The sequence below is a fragment of the Nitrospirota bacterium genome (assembly GCA_015233895.1).
GTDB lineage: Bacteria > Nitrospirota > Thermodesulfovibrionia > Thermodesulfovibrionales > Magnetobacteriaceae > Magnetomonas.
This window is the reverse complement of sequence record JADFXG010000009.1, coordinates 105,712-124,990: the sequence shown is the minus strand read 5'-3', so window position 1 is coordinate 124,990 and position 19,279 is coordinate 105,712. Positions and strand designations below refer to the sequence as shown.

Annotated in this window: 16 protein-coding genes; 1 reads left to right on the top strand and 15 read right to left on the bottom strand. The window is 40.0% G+C overall.

The features are described from left to right. Positions 1-178 precede the first annotated feature (178 nt). Entirely contained in the window at positions 179-1,345 is a 1,167-nt protein-coding gene (locus HQK88_08600) for a response regulator (GenBank protein MBF0616861.1), read from the bottom strand. A 1-nt stretch (position 1,346) separates the two neighbouring features. Further along, the gene (locus HQK88_08595) at positions 1,347-4,550 is read right to left on the bottom strand and encodes a response regulator (GenBank protein MBF0616860.1); all 3,204 of its coding nucleotides are present in this window, start codon (positions 4,548-4,550) and stop codon (positions 1,347-1,349) included. 363 nt (positions 4,551-4,913) lie between these two features. Here HQK88_08595 and HQK88_08590 point away from each other — a divergent pair, with 363 nt between their 5' ends. Beyond that, complete coding sequence (locus HQK88_08590) at positions 4,914-7,427, top strand: hypothetical protein (protein MBF0616859.1); 2,514 nt, start codon at positions 4,914-4,916, stop codon at positions 7,425-7,427. A 24-nt stretch (positions 7,428-7,451) separates the two neighbouring features. Here the strand turns inward: HQK88_08590 and HQK88_08585 are convergent, their stop codons facing one another. The 13 genes from HQK88_08585 to HQK88_08525 all read right to left on the bottom strand — a co-directional run bounded on the left by HQK88_08585 (position 7,452) and on the right by HQK88_08525 (position 19,272). Beyond that, positions 7,452-8,585, bottom strand: coding sequence for a hypothetical protein (locus tag HQK88_08585; protein MBF0616858.1), 1,134 nt, complete (start codon positions 8,583-8,585; stop codon positions 7,452-7,454). Between the two features lie 181 nt (positions 8,586-8,766). Continuing rightward, positions 8,767-9,228: a hypothetical protein gene (locus HQK88_08580; GenBank protein MBF0616857.1), complete on the bottom strand. Its 462-nt coding sequence runs from the start codon at positions 9,226-9,228 to the stop codon at positions 8,767-8,769. A 48-nt stretch (positions 9,229-9,276) separates the two neighbouring features. Further along, on the bottom strand, positions 9,277-10,476 hold the full coding sequence (locus HQK88_08575) for a sulfite exporter TauE/SafE family protein (GenBank protein ID MBF0616856.1): 1,200 nt from the start codon (positions 10,474-10,476) through the stop codon (positions 9,277-9,279). Between the two features lie 26 nt (positions 10,477-10,502). Next, complete coding sequence (locus HQK88_08570; protein ID MBF0616855.1) at positions 10,503-10,673, bottom strand: hypothetical protein; 171 nt, start codon at positions 10,671-10,673, stop codon at positions 10,503-10,505. A gap of 281 nt (positions 10,674-10,954) precedes the next feature. Next, positions 10,955-11,806: a universal stress protein gene (locus HQK88_08565; protein ID MBF0616854.1), complete on the bottom strand. Its 852-nt coding sequence runs from the start codon at positions 11,804-11,806 to the stop codon at positions 10,955-10,957. Further along, positions 11,803-13,179 (bottom strand): sigma-54-dependent Fis family transcriptional regulator, encoded by a 1,377-nt coding sequence (locus HQK88_08560; protein ID MBF0616853.1) that lies wholly within the window; start codon positions 13,177-13,179, stop codon positions 11,803-11,805. The genes HQK88_08565 and HQK88_08560 overlap by 4 nt, the downstream gene beginning before the upstream one ends. After that, positions 13,176-14,642: a HAMP domain-containing histidine kinase gene (locus HQK88_08555; protein MBF0616852.1), complete on the bottom strand. Its 1,467-nt coding sequence runs from the start codon at positions 14,640-14,642 to the stop codon at positions 13,176-13,178. The genes HQK88_08560 and HQK88_08555 overlap by 4 nt, the downstream gene beginning before the upstream one ends. 127 nt (positions 14,643-14,769) lie before the next feature. Next, positions 14,770-15,183 (bottom strand): response regulator, encoded by a 414-nt coding sequence (locus HQK88_08550; GenBank protein MBF0616851.1) that lies wholly within the window; start codon positions 15,181-15,183, stop codon positions 14,770-14,772. Beyond that, entirely contained in the window at positions 15,173-16,303 is a 1,131-nt protein-coding gene (locus HQK88_08545; protein ID MBF0616850.1) for a response regulator, read from the bottom strand. The genes HQK88_08550 and HQK88_08545 overlap by 11 nt, the downstream gene beginning before the upstream one ends. 19 nt (positions 16,304-16,322) lie before the next feature. Further along, a complete protein-coding gene (locus HQK88_08540) occupies positions 16,323-16,760 on the bottom strand; it encodes a universal stress protein (GenBank protein MBF0616849.1) in 438 nt (145 codons plus the stop codon). A gap of 11 nt (positions 16,761-16,771) precedes the next feature. Further along, on the bottom strand, positions 16,772-17,479 hold the full coding sequence (locus tag HQK88_08535; protein ID MBF0616848.1) for a hypothetical protein: 708 nt from the start codon (positions 17,477-17,479) through the stop codon (positions 16,772-16,774). Between the two features lies 1 nt (position 17,480). Continuing rightward, complete coding sequence (locus tag HQK88_08530) at positions 17,481-18,737, bottom strand: sulfite exporter TauE/SafE family protein (GenBank protein MBF0616847.1); 1,257 nt, start codon at positions 18,735-18,737, stop codon at positions 17,481-17,483. A 334-nt stretch (positions 18,738-19,071) separates the two neighbouring features. Beyond that, positions 19,072-19,272 (bottom strand): transposase, encoded by a 201-nt coding sequence (locus tag HQK88_08525; protein MBF0616846.1) that lies wholly within the window; start codon positions 19,270-19,272, stop codon positions 19,072-19,074. Positions 19,273-19,279 lie beyond the last annotated feature (7 nt).

Sequence of the window (19,279 nt, the reverse complement as noted above, 5' to 3'; positions counted from 1 at the left end):
TTAGTTTCAGACATTCTACTCCTCCACGTCTATTCCTAAAGATATTGCTAATTTTATAGTTGCACCTTTTGCTCCGTCAAAGTCGAGGTCATCTATAAACTTTAGTATTGACTCTTCTTGTTCCACACTTGCCAACCGGCTATAAATATTGTAACATTTTACACTATGGGACGTTATATTACATTGTGGTTTCTTCTATTGGTTTCCTAAACGTTATTGTAACAGTGGTTCCATTATTATTCTTTATCTTCATATCGCCTTTTAATTTGTTATATACAAGGTCTTTTACAATTTGCAGACCGGAGTACCTACTTGCATCTAATTTAACTTCTAAAAATCCCATGCCGTTATCGCTTAGGATTAGTACATACTGCCCGTCATCACCTTTGTTGAAGGTAATTATGATATCGCCTTGTTTGTCTTTTGTAAGGGCATATCTTAAAGAATTAGATATTAATTCGTTTAGAATAAGTCCACATATAATCATCAGATTGATTCCAAGTGAATCCCTGTTTGTATTTACAGTTAAAGTAGGCTTATATTTATATTCATAGGCAGATATAAGTTCAGTAAAAAGAGTATCTATGAAATCAACAATATTTACTGAGGAGAAGTCCTTGCTCTCACAAAGCTTTTCGTGTATGATGGCTAATACCTTTACTCTGGAGTAACTGCTTCTAAATACGTCAATAGACTCAGGGTCGGTTATATTTGCAAACCCGAGGTGAAGCATACTTGAGATTATTTGCAGATTGTTTCTTACACGGTGGTGTACTTCTTTTATGAGTATATCCTTTTCCTTCAGTGAAGCAGAGAGTTGGGTATTTGTATCGTCAAGTTTTTTCGTCCTGTCTTTGACCATATCCTCCAGTTTATCGTTATATTTAGTAAGAAGTTCGTTAAGGATGTTAAGCTCCTTTTGAGTTTTTTCTAAATGAATATTTTTTTCTTCTAACGATCTTTGCAAATGATATATTCTAAGGTGATTCTCAATACGGGAGATAACCTCCTCTTCTTGAAAGGGTTTAGTAATATAATCCACCCCCCCATTTTTAAAAGCGTTAACCTTGTCTGTAATATCTGTAAGAACGCTAATAAATATAACCGGAATGCTATGAGTCAAAGAGTCAGCCTTCAAGCGGCGGCAAGTCTCAAATCCGTCAATTTCCGGCATCTTAATGTCTAACAGAATTATATCGGGTTTGACCTTTGCGGCTTTATCCAAAGCACTTAAACCATCTATAGCAAAAAATAGTTTATATCTATCTTTCAATATCTGCCTAATGGTTTGTCTATCAGCGGCCTCATCATCAACGATTAACACACTCCATTTAATTTCTGTCATTTTACTCCTCCACGTATATTCCTAAAGATATTGATAGTTTTATTGCCTCGTCTTTTGCTCCGTCAAAGTCGAGGTCATCTATAAACTTTAGTATTGACTCTTCTTGTTCCACACTTATAACTCTATGCAATTCAGATAAGATTAGCTCAGCTTCATCCGGATCGTCCCCTTCGCAAGATTCTACCAACCTGAGAATAATTCCTTTTAATGCAGGAATATCCAACTCTGTCTTGTTGACATTAAGCGACTCATCAGCTTTCCGTACCTCTATGCTGTTTATTGAGTCAACTACTGTCCTTATAAGCTCTTTGAGTTGACCCACGTGTATCCTGGCAATGTCAAGATTTTGTTTCTGTAGCGAATGTGACAGCTCTCTTGCAATCTTAAACACATGTGTCATTGATAAATTCCCTGACACTCCATCTAAAGAATGTACTATCCTGTAGGCTCCATCAATGTCATTATTTTCAATTAAAGATAATATTTTATCTGCCGCATTACCATACTTGCGTGAAAAACCTGTTAAAGCTTTCTTATACGTTTCAGCATCTTTCCAAACACTCAAGCCTTTTTGAACATCTACGCCGTCAATTAACAGCATACCTTCTGACGCTGCCTCTTTTTCAGCAATCAGTTCAGTGTTAACCTCTCCTATACCCTCTCTGACCGTAAGCTCAATTGTTGACAAAAGGTTCTCTATGTCAACCGGCTTCTCTACTACAGCATCTACTCCTTTCCTTATATAGGATGCTTTTTCCTCCCTCATAACACTGGCAGTCAAGGCAATAATCGTAATACGGCCACCTATGGTGGATTCGAGTTGACGGATTTGGCGTGTAGCCTCTAACCCGTCCATTACAGGCATTTGGACATCCATAAGAATAACATCAATCGCATTCGTTTTGAACCGCTCCACTGCCTCCAGACCGTTCCTGGCTACAATAACTGTGTGCCCATATTCCTGGAGACGAATATTTAACAAAAGAATATTTTCCTCTATATCCTCTGCAACCAATACTCTGAATTTGCGCCTTGGCTTTGTTAAATTATGTAGATTTTGATCATGGCCTTGTTCAACGGTAGATATATATTTTTTATCAGTTTTCTGCATAATAACGGTAAAGTAAAAAGTGCTTCCTTTGCCAACCTCGCTTTCTACCCACAAGCGACCGCCCATAAGACTAACAATCTCCTTATTTATGGTGAGCCCAAGTCCAGTTCCACCGTAGTCCCTGGTTGTGGAACTGTCTGCCTGAGTGAATCTCTGAAATATCTCTTCTTTTCTGTCGGCTGCGATTCCTATTCCGGTATCCTTTATTGAAAAAATAAGAGTCACTGTATTATTTTGAGTTTGTTCATCTAAAACATTCAGACTAACATCAATCGAACCCTTAGCTGTAAATTTCAAAGCATTACCCATCAAATTGATTAGTATCTGCCGAAGTCTGTTTGGATCGCCTTTTAACACACCGGGTACATTGACGGATATATAGTAATTAAGAATTATTCCTTTTCTTTGGGCATTAATTACAAACATATCAATAGTGGAAACAACTACTGATTTGACGTAAAAATCAACGTTTTCGAGCTCAAATTTACCCGATTCAATTTTCATAATATCAAGTATCCCGTTGATTATAGATAATAAAGAGTTAGCGGAGTCCTTTACTATCGTTAGATATTCCTTTTGTTTCTCATCCGTTAATCTTTCCAGAACAATATCCGTCATCCCTATTATGGCATTCATGGGGGTTCTGATTTCGTGACTCATATTTGACAGGAAATCGCTTTTAGATTTGTTTGCCCTGTCAGCTTCTTTCCTTGCCTTCTCAGCCTCTTCCTTTGCCCTCTCTACCTCTACCATTGCTGTAGCAGCCACTGCCTTTGCTTTCTCAGCCTCTTCTTTTGCTGCTAATGCCTCTTCCTTTACTCTGTCAGCTTCTTCCTTTGCTAATAATGCCTCTTCTTTTACTCTGTCGGCCACGTCCTTTGCTGCCAAGGCCTCTTCCTTTACTCTGTCAGCTTCTTCCTTTGCTAATAAGGCTTCTTCTTTTACTCTGTCAGCCACGTCTTTTGCTAATAGTGCCTCTTCCTTTACTCTGTCAGCCACGTCCTTTGCTGCTAATGCCTCTTCCTTTACTCTGTCAGCTTCTTCTTTTGCTATCTCAGCCTCTTCCTTTGCCTGAACACGCAATTTCTCAATCTGTATATTTTTAATTGCTATGGCAATGCTATACGATACGGTGGCAAGTGCGTCAATAGTAAATTTGGTTAAAATGTTTTTTGAAAATACAGCTAAAACACCTGCAACTCTGCCTTCTATTAATAATGGGTATCCTGCAAAAGCCTTCATGTCATCCCGTTTAACCCACTCACTGGCGCTAAATAATGGATCTGTTTGTGGCGAGTTGGTAATGTGGGGCATGGATTCCATGGCAATAAGACCTATTGTATCTTTACAAAGCGGAATTCGCTGGCCCTCGTCAACATGTGTGTGCAATCCCGCGCTGGCCTGTAGTTCCAGTATATTTTCCATCTCATCTATAGTCCAAATGCTAGCCAGATACACACCCGTATAGCTGACTATAGCCTCCACAGTTTTTTGGAGCAATGCCGTTAATGATGAGGTACCAGAGGCTAAAATAATTACTATCTCTGACATAAACTTTGATAGCTTTGATTGCTCTTGTGTCTCTTTATGAAAGTACGCATTCTTTAGAACAAGCCCTATTACTTTTCCAATCATGTCCATTGTTTGCAGCAATGGATCCAAAGTTACAGTGTCTGAATCAATTGCAATGTTTATAAGCAATAGTGTGCCAATCCTTGTCAAACCTGAAAACAGCGGCATTGAAAGTATGTTAAAAATATCCGGAGAGATAGAAACCTCGCTAAATATCACATCCTGCGCCGGATGTGTCCACATTTTTACACTGGCGGTGTGTGACGATACCTGAATTACTTTTTCTAACTGTGTACCGCTTAGTAATTCTTGTCTGTTTGATGGCATTAGTGTTACGCTTGATATCTCACCATCTTCTTTATGGAGCACGATAGCAGCAACTTCAGAGGCTGTAAAGTCACGTATATCCTCACATAGTGCCTCCTCTGCGCGCGTGGGATCTAATGCCTGCTGAGGAATTTTCTGTAAAAAGTCTAAAATGAAAAACTCGCTTGCTCTGCTGCCGCCAAAAGATTGAATCATTGCCTTTCCCCCGTACTATATATGTTAATAGCTTACCCGGTTAAATCTTAAAAGGGATGTTTTATTGGAGACACCTACACTAACAATTTGATTTTAAAGAATTTTTTGAGAATTTTTGAAAACACCTAAGATATTCACAAAAATACTGGCATAACAATCACCTCACTTATAGTATACCAGAAAAAACATAAAAAGTCAAACATATTAAGGAAATGTTACAAGTTTGTAACAAGTTTATGTTTATAAGCGGTGCTGAAAAAGTGGGAAATAGATCAAACTCTCGACATGTGTATAGACGCATTATCATTCTAAATGGTACTCTATAATCGAAATCATAATATACCATGAGAGGTGAGAAGGAAATTGTTTCAGTATATTTCAAAGATTTTCAGTAAAAAGGGAAAAGACGAGTTCAGCCTCAGCGGCCAAAAGACCGCAGGGCAAAGTGAGAGCGTTTTTGCAAAAAAATACAAAAGCTTTAAATCTCTCCTTGCATGTAATAACAGAGCGCTGGAACTTATGGCCGACATGTCGGAAAAGCTTTCAGGCGAGTTTCTCTTTGACAGAAGATATATTGAGACCAGTGTAAACAACATCACAGAAACTCTATGCGATCTTATTAAACATCTAAACAACATTTCTAAAAACAAATATGCTGCGCTTAACGAAAGACTTGACACGATAAGCATTGACATAAACAGCGTGATTACCGGTCAAAGACATATCGTAAAAAGCAGCTACGTACTGCCCTTAGAGGAAATCACAAAGGAAATGGCCGATATAACCGGCTCAAAAGTTGCCAATCTTGGTGAGATAAGAAGCAAACTATCACTGCCAACTCCGGATGGATTTTCAATTACCGCTTATGCTTTTAAAGTGTTTATGGAGCATAACGATTTTCTGAAGCTAATAGGCGAAAGGCTCACCTCTGTGCCAGTTAACGATATAGAGGCGCTTAATTCTATGAGCAGTGAGATAAAAGACATTATCTTAAAAGGCAACATACCAAAAGATATACAAAATGAGATTAAAAAAGCTTGTGACGGACTGAACAGACAGGCAGACAAAGATGTTAACGTCTCCGTACGGAGCAGCGCAATAGGGGAGGATGGCGAATTCAGCTTTGCCGGCCAGTACTCGACTTTTTTAAATGTAGCTTTTGAAAATATCCTCGAAAAATATAAACACGTAGTGGCTAGCCAGTTTAACCCACAAGCGCTCTTTTATTTCAAGACAAAGGGTTTCCGGCGGCACGATATGATCATGCCTGTCGGAGTGTTTGTGATGGTGGACGCTAAGGCTGGAGGCGTAATGTACTCCAGGGACCCTATGGGTCAGGAGCCCAATGAACCGACTGGCAGACGGATTATAATAAACGCCGTAAAAGGCCTTGGAGACACTGTAGCAGACGGCACGGTGTCACCTGAAACCTATGTGTTTTCATCCGAAGGTAAAGTAACCATCGAGGGAACAAGCTACGATATCCCGTGCCTTAGTGATTCGCTGGTAAAAATGCTTTCCCAATATGCCGTTACCCTTGAGGAGCATTTTGGGTCGCCTCAGGACATAGAGTGGGCAGTCGATAACAACGACAGGATTTTTATTTTACAGTCAAGGCCCCTGGCTATAATATCCAGAAAACCCACAAAAGCCGTACCCACAAATATAAAAAGCTACACGCTTATCACACATAAAGGAGTGGCCGCATATAAAGGGATAGGTTTCGGGAAAGCTTTTATCGTAAGAAAAAACGAAGACCTTGCTAAGGTGCCTGATGGCGCAATTGTTGTAGCAAAACACACCTCACCTGCGTACGTAGTTATAATGAACCGTATATCAGCCATAGTGACAGACGTGGGCTCTGCCACAGGACACATGGCAACATTGGCAAGAGAGTACAAGGTGCCGGCCATCCTCGATGCACGTACCGCTACGGCTGATATAGAGGACGGAATGGAGATAACGGTAGATGCCATAAATTGCAATATTTATGCCGGACACGTAACAGAGCTTGAGGAATTTGCCCAGAAACGAATAGAGCCATTAACTGAAATGCGCATTTTTAAAATACTGGAGAGTGTTTTGAAATTTATTTCACCCCTTAATCTCATAAACCCTTATGACACTTCATTCACTGCTCAAAACTGTAAGACACTGCACGATATAACGCGGTTCTGCCATGAAATGGCTATGAGGGAGCTTTTTGACATAACGGCAATATCTGCCTCAGACGTTCACTTACATATGCTCTCCGCCGGGATTCCTATGCAGGTTCACCTGATGGACTTAGGCGGAGCTATTGAGCATAACGACTCAAAACGCATTACTATACAACAGGTAAACTCACTGCCTTTTAACGCATACCTACACGGCCTGAGGTCAATAAAATGGCCTGAGCCAAGGGCATTTGACATGGTCGGGTTTCTGGGCGCCATTGCCCATACTGCGGCACTTTCGGATAATGATATAAAAAACACAGCAGAAAAAAGTTTTGCGATAATTTCATGTGAGTACATGAACTTCGCCTTACGTCTTGGGTATCACCTTTCTACCGTGGAGGCATATTGCGGTGATAACGTAAACGACAACTATGTCTCCTTTTTTTTCAAAGGCGGCGGCTCAATTGCCGACAGGAGACTCCGGCGGGTCAGACTTCTCAATACGATACTCAAAAAATTAGATTTCAACGTGCGTATAAGCGGCGATGTCGTAAATGCTTTCATGTCTAAGTACAACAAGCAAGACTTAGAGAAAAAACTTGAGACCCTCGGAAAACTCACTGTCTTCTCAAAACAACTCGATCTTGCGCTATATGACGATTCGATCACTGACCAATACATCAGGGAGTTTCTACAAATAGCAGGAGAGCAGGGTTAATACAGCCCTTGTACTATAAGAAATTCAGAGAATTCCCCGCAATCTTGTATTTATTTTTAATTTTGTATGCCTTGTAACTCTTTCAACTTTTCTTAAGATGCCACTTTCGTTTACTTTCACCTTGTAGGGGTTTATTCTATAGTGCTTGAACTTCTCAGCAGCAGGCAATATCCGGTTTATTTTTTTTAATATGGTATCAATCTGCTGTAATTTGGCATCGCCTCTTTCCACCAGTCCTTCTGCTCTGTCAACATTATAGTTTATACTCCCAATCACCTGATTATAGGTCTCAATAAAGGGCCCCAGCTCGGGTGTAACATCCTTTACTAAGATGTAGCTAAATCTGCTGTCTTTTACTTTTGAAAGTGTACGTTGCATGTTGTCTAATGTTCTTAGAAATCCGTAAGAAAATAAATATCCTATAAAAACAGTACTTACAAGTAAAGCTAAAAAGGTTACAAAAAACGGAATTTTACCGTTTTTAAGCAACAAGTTCATATAATTTCTTTGGCGGAATGACAGATCTAAAATGATTTTTTCAATTTTTCTTGCATTTACTCTCATTTCATGTAATATCTCATCCTGTTTGTTAAAATTATCCACAATTTTGTTAAAAGTACTTCTGTATTGCTTTACGAGAGTGGCAACGTCGGGCTGCAGTTGATTGTTTATCAGCCTTTCAGAAATTATTTGTACCTCTTTGGCGTCACTCTCATCACGGTAAATTATAAAGTTTTTTTCAAAACGTCTTAATTTAAAGGATAACTCATTATTTTTCAGTAAATGCTCTATTTCTCTGCCCAGAGGTCTAATCTGTTCTACAAGGAGTGACCTTTCATTGATGTTTTCTATGGCTAAGTGAAAATCCTCTTCATATTTATTAACAACGGCTGTCAGCGCCTCTTTGGTCTCTTTGCCAAGTGTTGCTGATATATCAATGTCTAGTTCCCTGAGTTTTCTTTTAAGGCTTTTGATATTATCGTGAAAGAGCCTTAAGTGTTCTTTTTCCCGGTTAAAAATAAGAACATTTTTTTCATGTCTCCTAAGCTCAAGCACTACGATACCGGCATCGTCTATTGCCTCTATTACCTCAAATTTCTTGTATAAATCATCAACTTTTTTAAGCTCAAGTGTGATAAGAACAAATGCAAATAACACGGGGAAGACCATGTTTATTACAACCCTTTGCCAGAGTTTAAGAGTCACTTTCGTTTTACTTAAAATTCATATATTCTTTAGTCCCAACACAATAATTGTACAATAAAAACACAAAAAAAAACTGCCGGCAGTTTTTGCCGGCAGCTACAACAATTTCAAAGGGTTGCCTCATTCCCTTTTTTTATCTGTCAAGAACAAGCACTAACGGACAGCCGGTTGATACAGGTTCCGATGAGTAGTGAACTCTCCTTTCCGCACTGGAGGGAGATACAATCTGATTTATACTCTTTGTGGGTGTGGGAACTATAAGTAGTGAAACCTCCTTTTCAGTGTTTCTTATGAAATCAACCACGTCTTCAATGCCGCCTCTGTACATACAGAAATTTGCCACAATACCTTCTTTGCTGCAAAACTCCTTCACAGTTTCAAAAAATTCTCTTGCCTCAGCCTCCATCTTGTTTGTCACGCTGCCAGCAGTTGCAAATTCATATATGTGAAGAGCGGTCAGTTCTGATAACGAAAGTTCAGGGATAATTCCAGCTACTGTGAAACTTGTCTTTAACTCTGCTGCCCTTTGTGCTCCGTAAAGTATCGAGTGTCTGTATGGCATTCCCGGATAAACTATTGCTGTTGTCTTATTCATTGTATTTCTCCTTTAATTTTAATTTTTTTTAGTTTCTATAATCCACACTTAAGCGATTGTTGCCGATGCTGCTCTCTCAGCAGCCTTTTCCATCCTTATGCCCTGAACCATTTTAATTATGATAAGAAGACTGAGAGCACACGCTGAACCGAGCATTAGATACCCTGAGTAATTATTCCATGTCTTATCAAGGATATAGGCGCTTTGAATGACATCACTTTGTGATGCTACCCATGATTTCACCGCTGCCTTATTCATCACAGCCCAGTCTTTTATAGCGGCCTTGTCTGTTAAGCCGGTCTGAACTTTTATCCACTTATTGAGCAGTCCCTCGTATGTGAATTTATAACTTGAAGCTATGTGCTTAAATATAACCGACACTCCGGCCAGAAGCATTGTGATGGCAAAGTATAACCTGATTACTAAGCCCTTAACGTATTTAGTTGCAAGGGTACCAAACTGTGCCCCTATTGCCGCTCCCAGAAGCATTACGATTGCCGCTACGATTTCCACACGCCCTTTGACTGCATACGAAAATGCCCCGTAAGCTCCTGAAATCATAACTTCAAAAAGGTCTGTGCCAACTGCTATGGTAGTCGGGCAACCCAGAATGTAAATAAGGGAGGGCATTCTTATGAAGCCGCCGCCCACTCCCAAAAAACCTGCCAAAAAGCCGGTAAATATTGCAACGCCTCCGATTGCCCACAAAGATACTGTTATGCCGGATTCCTTAAGATGAATCATAGGTCTGAGTTTTAGTGTGTGAAGCTTTTGTGCAATCCCTGATATGCCGGCATCTTTTACCTCTTGCGAGCCACTAATGCCTTTGGTAAGTTTAAAGTACTCATGGAGCATGTACGAGCCGAGGCCAAAAAGTAAAAACATGTACACTATTCTTACAACAGGCCCAATCCTCCCTATTTTTTCAAGGTACATAATTAACGAGGCTCCGCACTCTATTCCGATTGCCGTAAATATAACCATTATAAGACCCAGTTTCATATCAACGTTGCCCAGTTTTCTGTGTTTTATCGTGGCCACTATAGACTTACCCGCCATATGGGCCATATCCGTGCCTATTGCATAAGCCATAGGAAAACCAAACACATTCAGTGCCGGTGTTACCATAAAAGCGCCTCCAACTCCAAAAAATCCTCCTATTACGCCCACCGTCAATCCTATCAAAACCAACTGCCATGCCATTATCTCTACTCCGGCTATAGGTAAATATATTTCCATCTTACAAATCCTCCGTTTTAATTTTTCACTATGATTTAGTGATGAATTTCAATCTTGTTAGATTTTATCCCCAACACTTTAAAAAACACCTCAATTGACGACCCTATCAGCGCACCAAGACCAGACATTATTACCACAGTTGCGACACCAAACCATACGTGGTTAGTCTTATTAAGTGCTGTGAGCCAGTTAATTAAATTTTCCATTTTGTTCACCTCCTTCATCTAACGTATGTTTTTATTTTTTCAAAGCCATTTGTTTGTTAACCTTACTAACTTATATATATCAAAGACCGTGCCATATTATTTTATGCTTATTTATCTGTGAGTTACGATTATATGTCTCATCTTTTTTGGAAATGACGGCTGCAGTGGTTTCTTGCACCAATTGTGGTACTGAGTAAACTATAATCTTTGAAAAATAGTGACTTACAGGTTTTAATATGGGGGTTTATTGTACGATACTGATTTCTCTTGCATGCAAGAAATCACTGCACACAGAGAATGTTGACTTGCTTGTTCCTTAGAATTTTAGAAGATACATTGCCCATTTTATATGTTTCTGAGGAATTTGACACCCCTAAGACCAGAAGATCAAACTCTGAAGCGGCACGTATTAATTCATAAGGAGCATCTCCCTCCCTTATAATACATTGTGCCGGCACGTTTATGCCCTTGAGGGTTGCCGACAGCGTTCCACTTGCACGATCTGAAAAGTACTGTTCCAACTGAGCTATCCGTTTTTCCATAGATGGTGCTTCACTGAAGTAGCCGTAGTTCATAAGGATTGTGGCCGTATTAGGTATCACATTAATAAGTGTAATATCAGCGCTGGTTTTAGCAGATAAAAGAGCGGCATATGCGGCAGCTCTCCGTGAAGATTCAGAGTTATTTACGGCAACAAGGATGTTTTTTATTTCTGTTTCTTTATTTACTATGAAAACCGGCACTCTTAAGCCTATTATAATGTTCTTACATATCTCAACGCCAATCTCAGACGATGGTCCTCCCATTACAACTAACTTAACCACTCCGTGTTCATTAACATAGTCAACAATTTCAGTGTCAGCCACCCCGTAGGAAATTATACCCTCTATTTGGCACCCCAGGGTCTTTCCTGTTGAAAATGCACTGTCTAATACCGTCTGTCCCTTCTTTTGCAGTTCAGTGTCAACCATAGCCTTTATGCTGCCATAGCGGGTCAACTCCGGTGAGTACTCACCGGCGATGTTAACAAACATTGCCATTACGTAGTAACGGAGTTTTTTGGAAAGATGCACGGCTGTTGTTAGCGCCAAATGGTCAGTAGTGCTACCGTCAAGTGGAACGAGTATTTTCATGAGTCTTTCAGGTTGTTTAAATTAATTGAGAAATCTTTGATTTTTTGTTGGAGGCTTTGTCTGTGTATGCTTAACAATCTGGCAGTCTGAGATATATTCCCTGAGCACTGTTTCAGGGCTGATGTTATTATTAGTTTTTCGTAATTATCAACAGCTGTTTTAAGAGGTTTATCTATTGTAAGAGCCGACCGCTTTGGTTTATTTGATTGAATTTTCAGGGGAAGGTCATTTATTGTTATCTCGCTGCCACTGGCAAAGGATATGGCGTACTCGATAGCGTTTTCCAGTTCTCTGATATTTCCAGGGAAATCATAACTCATGAGCGCCAAAACAGCATCCTGTGTAAAACCGGTAATAGTGGCACCTTTTCTCTTTGGCGAGTATTTTTGTAGAAAATGCCGTGACAGCAGGGGTATATCCTCACGTCTTTCCCTAAGAGGTGGCAAATGTATGGAGATAACATTAAGCCTGTAAAACAAGTCCTCCCTGAAAGTTCCCTCACTCATTGCCTTTGTGAGATCTCTGTTAGTAGCCGCTATGAATCGGACATTAACTCTTTCTGCTCTAGGACTTCCAACCCTGTTAAACTCACCCTGCTGAATAGCTCTGAGGAGTTTAACCTGAAAATCAGGACGAGTATCTCCTATTTCATCAAGAAAAAGGGAGCCGCCTCCGGCATGTTCTAAAAATCCGGTTTTATCTTTGACAGCGCCGGTAAACGCTCCCTTTACGTAACCAAAAAACTCAGACTCAGTAAGTTCACTTGATATTGCACTACAGTTGACCGCCACAAAGCGCTCATTTTTCCTATGAGACTTGTAATGAACGGCTCTGGCTACCAGCTCTTTACCCGTACCAGACTCTCCTGTTATAAGCACATTACTGTCAGAGCCAGCAGTTTGTTTTATTATCTGAAACACGTCTGTTATTTTTTTACTGTTACCGATTATGTTTTCAAAGCCAAATGATTGATTTAGCTCGGCTCTCAGATAGTTTATCTCAGCAGCCATAGTGATTTTCTCCAGAGCACGCCTTAACGTTATTCTTACTTTATCCAGAGACAGTGGTTTTGTCAGATAGTCATAAGCGCCATTTTTAATGGCGGTTACAGCAGTCTCTATTGCGGCAAAGCCGGTTATTACAATTATCTGAGTGGATGCGTGCAGCGCTTTGATGTGCTTGATAAGATCAAGTCCATCCATATCAGGCAGCTTTAAGTCAACAAAAGCAACATTATAATCCTTTTCCGCAGCAGCCGTAAGCGCACAAGCAGCGGTGTTGCATGAAACGACCTCATGTCCCTCCTTTACTAAAAGCACCTCAAGTGATCTGCATATACCTATTTCGTCATCTACTATAAGTATTTTTATCATTTGTTTTTTAAAGGCAGATGTACCGCAAAGACTGCTCCCTTGCCGAGGGTGCTGTTTACGGTAATCTTACCTCCGTGACGTTGAATTATTTTCCTTACTAACGACAGCCCTATGCCAATACCACCGCTTTGTTCCTTTGTCGTAAAAAATGGCTCAAATATGCGGGAAAGATTCTCTTCTGAAATCCCCTCACCTGTATCAGACACTAAAATTATAGCATAATCCGATGAAATCTGCCCGGTAACTTCAACCACACCTCCAGCAGGTATCGCCTCATAAGCGTTCGATAGAAGATTTATCAGAGCGTTTTGAATTAACAGGTTATCGGCAGTAACCTCCAAAGGAAGAGCATCTATGTTTAGTGTTAAAGTTATGCCCTTTTCGACGTTCTGCTTACTGACTATTTCGCTGACCTCATAAATAATCTCTTTAAGACTTACATCCCTGAGGTTAAGTTGTTCTTTTTTTGCAAAAGCTGTCAGTTTTTCTATTATAAGGTTACATCTTTGTAGCTCTCCCAGCATAAAGGAGACATTTTCTTTTTTAGGGTCATTTTCATTTAGTTCCTCATAAAGGAGTCCAAGCATCATGTTTAAAGACGACATGGGATTGTTTATTTCATGAGAAATCTCAGAGGCAAGGAGTTTCATAGCTGCAGCCTTTTTAACTTCAACTAAAATGTCTTGTTTTTTAAGTATCTCTGAGTTTACAAGCTCAAGTTCCTTAAGAGTGTTGTTAAGTTGCTTCTTTGACGTCTCAACCTGTCTTATCGTGCTGTTATAAACATCAATGAGCGAGAGAATCTCATAGGGGCCATCAACGTTAAAAATCTTTGAGTACTGCCCTTTGCCAAGCTTTTCAAAGGATCTCTGCATTGCTTTAAGCCCCTGTAGCAGTCTTTTTGAAAACAGATATCCAATTCCCGACAATGCTATTATAAGGATAACAAATGAGGTTATAAAAGATGTTTTTATCTTAGTAAACTCCTCGTCTATATTTTTGCGCTCTGTACGCTTAATCTTAACAAAAGGTTCCTCAATTGCGCGTGCAATAACCCGTATCTCTCTTACTTGCATATCATAATCTGAGCCTGCGTGAGACCTGTTTGAAATGATAAAGTTTATCTTATTCTCATAATCAGAGAGATTAATAAGGAGTGTTTTATAAGTGCTCTCACCAATGTTATTTATTATCTCCACTTTAATTTCCCTGATCTTTCTTTTCAGTACTTCAAGATTTTCATAAAACATGGACTCACTCATTTTTTCATTAAATAGTAGAATATTTTTTTCATGCCGACGTATTTCAAGAAGGATTATATTGATGTCATCAGATGATTCTATAAGATGAATCATTTGGTAGGCGGACGTAAAGCTCTTCAACTGATAAAAAATACACGCTGCCGTTATTAATATTGGCACAAGAAGGCCAATCAATATTTTCTGATGTATCTTAAGCTTCACTGTTTTCTTAGAACCTCCCGCTATTAGCGCACCTAACATGTCCGAGGAAATAAAAGAGCACGATATGGTGCTCTATGACGATACAACTACCAACCGAGGAGTTTTTCCAAAAGACAGAGGAGCAGCTTTAGGGCTGCACCTTAGCCCTTAGCATCTTGTTTTCTTTCTCCATTTCTGCCCATTTCAGGGCGCGCTCGATTGCAAACAACACTTGCTCCTTTCTAAAAGGTTTAATTATAAAATCAAAGGCAACATTTACAAACGCCTCATCCGCTGCCCCGTTTGCGGCATATGCCGTAATCATGATTACAGGAATACTCTGGTCTATGGCACGTACTGCTTTCAGTAATTCAATCCCGTCAAGGCCTGGCATTTTCAAATCGGTTATTAAAAGATCAAACTTATTGTTTTTAAATATATCAAGGGCCTCCATAGGATTATTTGTAGAGGTTACCTCGTGAGACGTTTTTTCCTTTATAATCATCGTAAGAAGCTTAAGCATATCAGGCTCGTCGTCAACAATCAATAGTTTAGCGGTCATAGTTGTCCTCCTCGTTTATTTGTAGTGCTGAGGGTAAGGTTATTATAAATTCCGTTCCTGTAACCAACGATTCGTCTTTTGTTTTAGTGTCAAAGGTAATTTTGCCTCCATGCTTAGCCACTAAACCGTATGATACGGAAAGCCCAAGCCCCGTCCCTTCACCTACGTTTTTCGTTGTAAAGAAGGGATCAAAAATCCTGTCCTGGTGTCTCCTTTTGATGCCAGGGCCGGTATCAGCAATACGTACCTCCACCTTTTCCCCATCCTGTATGCTCTGAGTTGCAATGGTAAGCTTACCGCCACTTTTCATTTCATAAATGGCATTAGTTATGATATTCAGAAAGACCTGCTGCAGCTCCCCCGGTATCCCTCTGACTATTGGCAGGGATTTATCCATTTCACACTTAATCTCGATATTGTTAAACATAAGTGTCTTTCGGACTATCGTGAGAACCTCCTCTATGCTTTGATTGATGTCTATATCCTCCTCAGTGTACGCTGTGTATCTTGCAAACCTCAAAAGGTTTTCCACAATCCTTTTGGCATTTGTCCCCTGCCTTTCTATAGCCTTAAGGTTTTCGTAGTGTTTTGAGTCTACAGATATTTCCTCAAGCATAAGGTCAGTCATTCCCAAAATGATAGTCAAAGGGTTATTTAACTCGTGTGCTACGCCAGCGGCCAGAGTGCCGATAGAAGCAAGTTTTTCCGTGTGTGACATGTGTACCTCCTGCCTCCTTTTTTCACTTGCCTCATGGGCATTTAAAATTTTATGTATGAGCATATCGGCATTTACCGGCTTTTCAAGGAAATCTATTGCACCCTCTTTCATAGCCTCAACACTTTTTTCCACGGTAGCATAACCTGTCATCATTATTATTTGAGAGTCCTTGTCCTCCTCCTTTATCTTTTTAAGCGCCTGGATACCATCAATGCCTGGCATTGCTATATCCAGCACGATTACGTCAAAATGCTTTTCTTTTACCTTGCTTACCGCCTCCTCGCCGCTTAAGGCTGTGTCGGGCTTAAAGCCTCTCACGGCAAGCCGCTTTGACATGATTTTAACGAGTTCCTCTTCGTCGTCCACAAGAAGAACTGTAATGTCGCTTTTCTTTTTTAGCATAATCCTAATATACCTGCACTTAAGGTGTTTTTACCACAAACACGGAGGTGTTGCTCTGGTTTACCACTCTGTAGGAAACGCTCCCAAGTAGCATCTTCGAAGCTGTTCCCGTCCCACTGCCTCCAATGAAGATTATGTCTATTTTATTATTTTCTGCAAACTCAAGTATATCTTTAGATATTGAGGCCGAAACAGAAAGTACGGTTTCGACATTTTTTACCCCTTTATCGTGCAAAATTTTTTTTGCACTGTTAAGGATTTCCTCGCCAAGGGTATTGGACGTCTGTGCAATTTTATCACGCATATGGGGCGAAAGCTCAAGGTCTATGTCGCCGTAAAAGGGAACAACTGTCATGACGTATATCAGGCATTCCCTGTCTTTTACGTAATCAGCCGCTACACTTAAACATTCCATTGAATTTTTTGAACCGTCTGTCAGGACTAGTATTTTTTTCATAGTGCCACCCCCTAAACTTCATGTTTAACTTTTGACTTTGTCATAGAAAGCCCTATTCCTTCAAAGAGGAAGTATATGGCAAATCCCCACCACAGCGTATAAGTCACATAGAAAATCAGAAGACCTGACATTATACCTGCCTTGTCAAGCACTTTTTGTCCTTCTATTCCGTAAAAATTATAGGCCGTCTCAACTGCCTTTTTCATCGTTTCAGAAATAAGTTCTGACTCCTCTATTTTACCGTCTTTTTTCAGCCTGTCATCCATGAGCTTTAGAATAATCCACCATGTCTTAAGGACGGTTTTTTCGTTAACCCCATACTTTGACGATACTTTTCCCCCATCGTTTTTGAACATTGCATCAGCATCCGTCAGTATTGCCTGTACAAGAGCACCGAGGTCTCCGGAGACGTTCAACTTATTGCCGGTCAATTCGGTTTTAACTCCGTTTTTATTGAGGATAAAGATGGCAGCATCGGCATCCTTTTCTATCTTTAGCGCAACCGAAAAATCTTTGCCCAGAAATTTCCCACTGGCTTTATTTAAACCAGGAATAAAGTATGACGAACCCTTAGCAAGTTTATTGAAAAGGTCATCAGAAAACTGAAGAGCGTTTCTCCCATTGCCAAAAATCGGTAAAAATACCACAAACATAATGATTCCAAACGATAGAGCAAGCACCATTCCCTTAATAAGAGATGTTTTCCTTTCACTTGTCATTTTACTGTTCCTCCTTGAGTTTGCTGATATTTCCAAAGAATTTAGCAAAAATCCAAAATCCAAAAATTCCTATAACAATCCAAAATATAATATTACCAACAGTTTCGATGCCCGTAACTATGGGTTTACCAAGCTGTATGTATTCCAGTTCTACGAGTTTCTTAGGTAGCGTGGTCGCCCTGTTAATAAAACCGGCAAGTATGGATATTGCATAAAAACCTCTTATTTGTATTCCCTTGACCACTTTCGTTGTAAGCGCCCCTATCTGTATTCCAATAAGAGAGCCTACAAGCATCCCCATGGCAAGCGAATAGAACACGTAACCGTTTATAGCGTACTGCCCAATAGAGGACAGACCGGCAGTGAAAATAATCTGTAATATGTCAGTTCCCACCGTAGTGGCCGTAGATACACCGAATATATATACAAACATTGGAAATGTTACAAAGCCTCCGCCAACACCCATAATTGCGGCAAGAATCCCTACCACAGCACCGCCAAGAGCGATAAACAGCCAGGAAATTTGCTTTCCGCCGTAATCCTCGTCAAAGGTTATCATTGGAGGAATTCTTATGGCTTGTATATTCGTAGGCAGACTGGACCTCCCTGAGGGTGCAGAACCATGTGCGTCATCATGCGCTCCGCCTGTGGACGCGCCTTTTCTTGAACGCAGATAATCAGCCATTGCATAAAAACCCAGGAAACCTAAAAGCAGAGTATAGATTGTGCTAATGAAGGCATCGCTTAGAATTGGGTTTTTATTATACAAAGCCTTATTGATACTTCCGCCTATGACCGTGCCGCCCGCTGAGCCTATAAGAAAAGCTATCGCCAATTTAGCAGACACGTTGCCGAGTTTTTTGTGTATTGTTGTTCCCATTATCGCCTTGGCAAAAATGTGAAACATATCCGTACCAACAGCCAAAATTCCCTTTACTCCTGCTGCCATAAGAGCAGGAGTAATGATAAAGCCTCCACCAGCGCCAATACAACCGGTTATCAAACCCGCTGCAAGCCCTACTGCAATGGATACAAAAAATATGGTGTTTGAATAAAACACCGGCGCATAGGCGTGATGTCCGCCAATTACATCAGCAGCGTTAAGGGCACTTACTGCAACGATTGGAAGCAAAAGCAAAAGTATCACGAACATCTTTTTACGATTTTTGATAATGTTGAGCGAAATGTCGTATTCCCATTTCGCATGAGCCCTTGAGGCTGCCTCGAAAAACACGAAGACCTGTCTGAATATGCTCATTTGTTTCTCCTCCTTTAAGGATAAATTATTAAGTTTCATATTGTACTTTATATATCAAGTTTCGTGCCATTTTATTTTTCATTTATTAATCAAGCACTTATGGTAACTTCATGTTTTTTAGGTGCAACGGTTTATTGCATTAGAACTGGCAAACAAGGCGTACAATTAAGGAACACGGCATCAGGAGAAATATGCAATTATTTATTGCATGCAATAATATTGATTTTACGATAGAAATAACGATAATACAACTTAGTATAACGATTGGAATTAAAGTGTACCCCATTGTCAAAACAAAAAAACAAGTATCTATTAGGTAGTGTAAGTAAGTAGTTCATGTGTTGGTATATACATCCTTTGGGGTTTTATGGTTGAGTTGCTGATGAGGCCGCTTGTTATTGTAAAACATAAAATATTGACGAAGCGACTTTATGGCATCGGTAACATCGGCATATTCTTTCAGGTACACTTTACAACAGCGTTTAATTTTGCCGTGTCTTGTAACCTTGACGCTCTTTATGTTCACTCTGTACAATACAAGC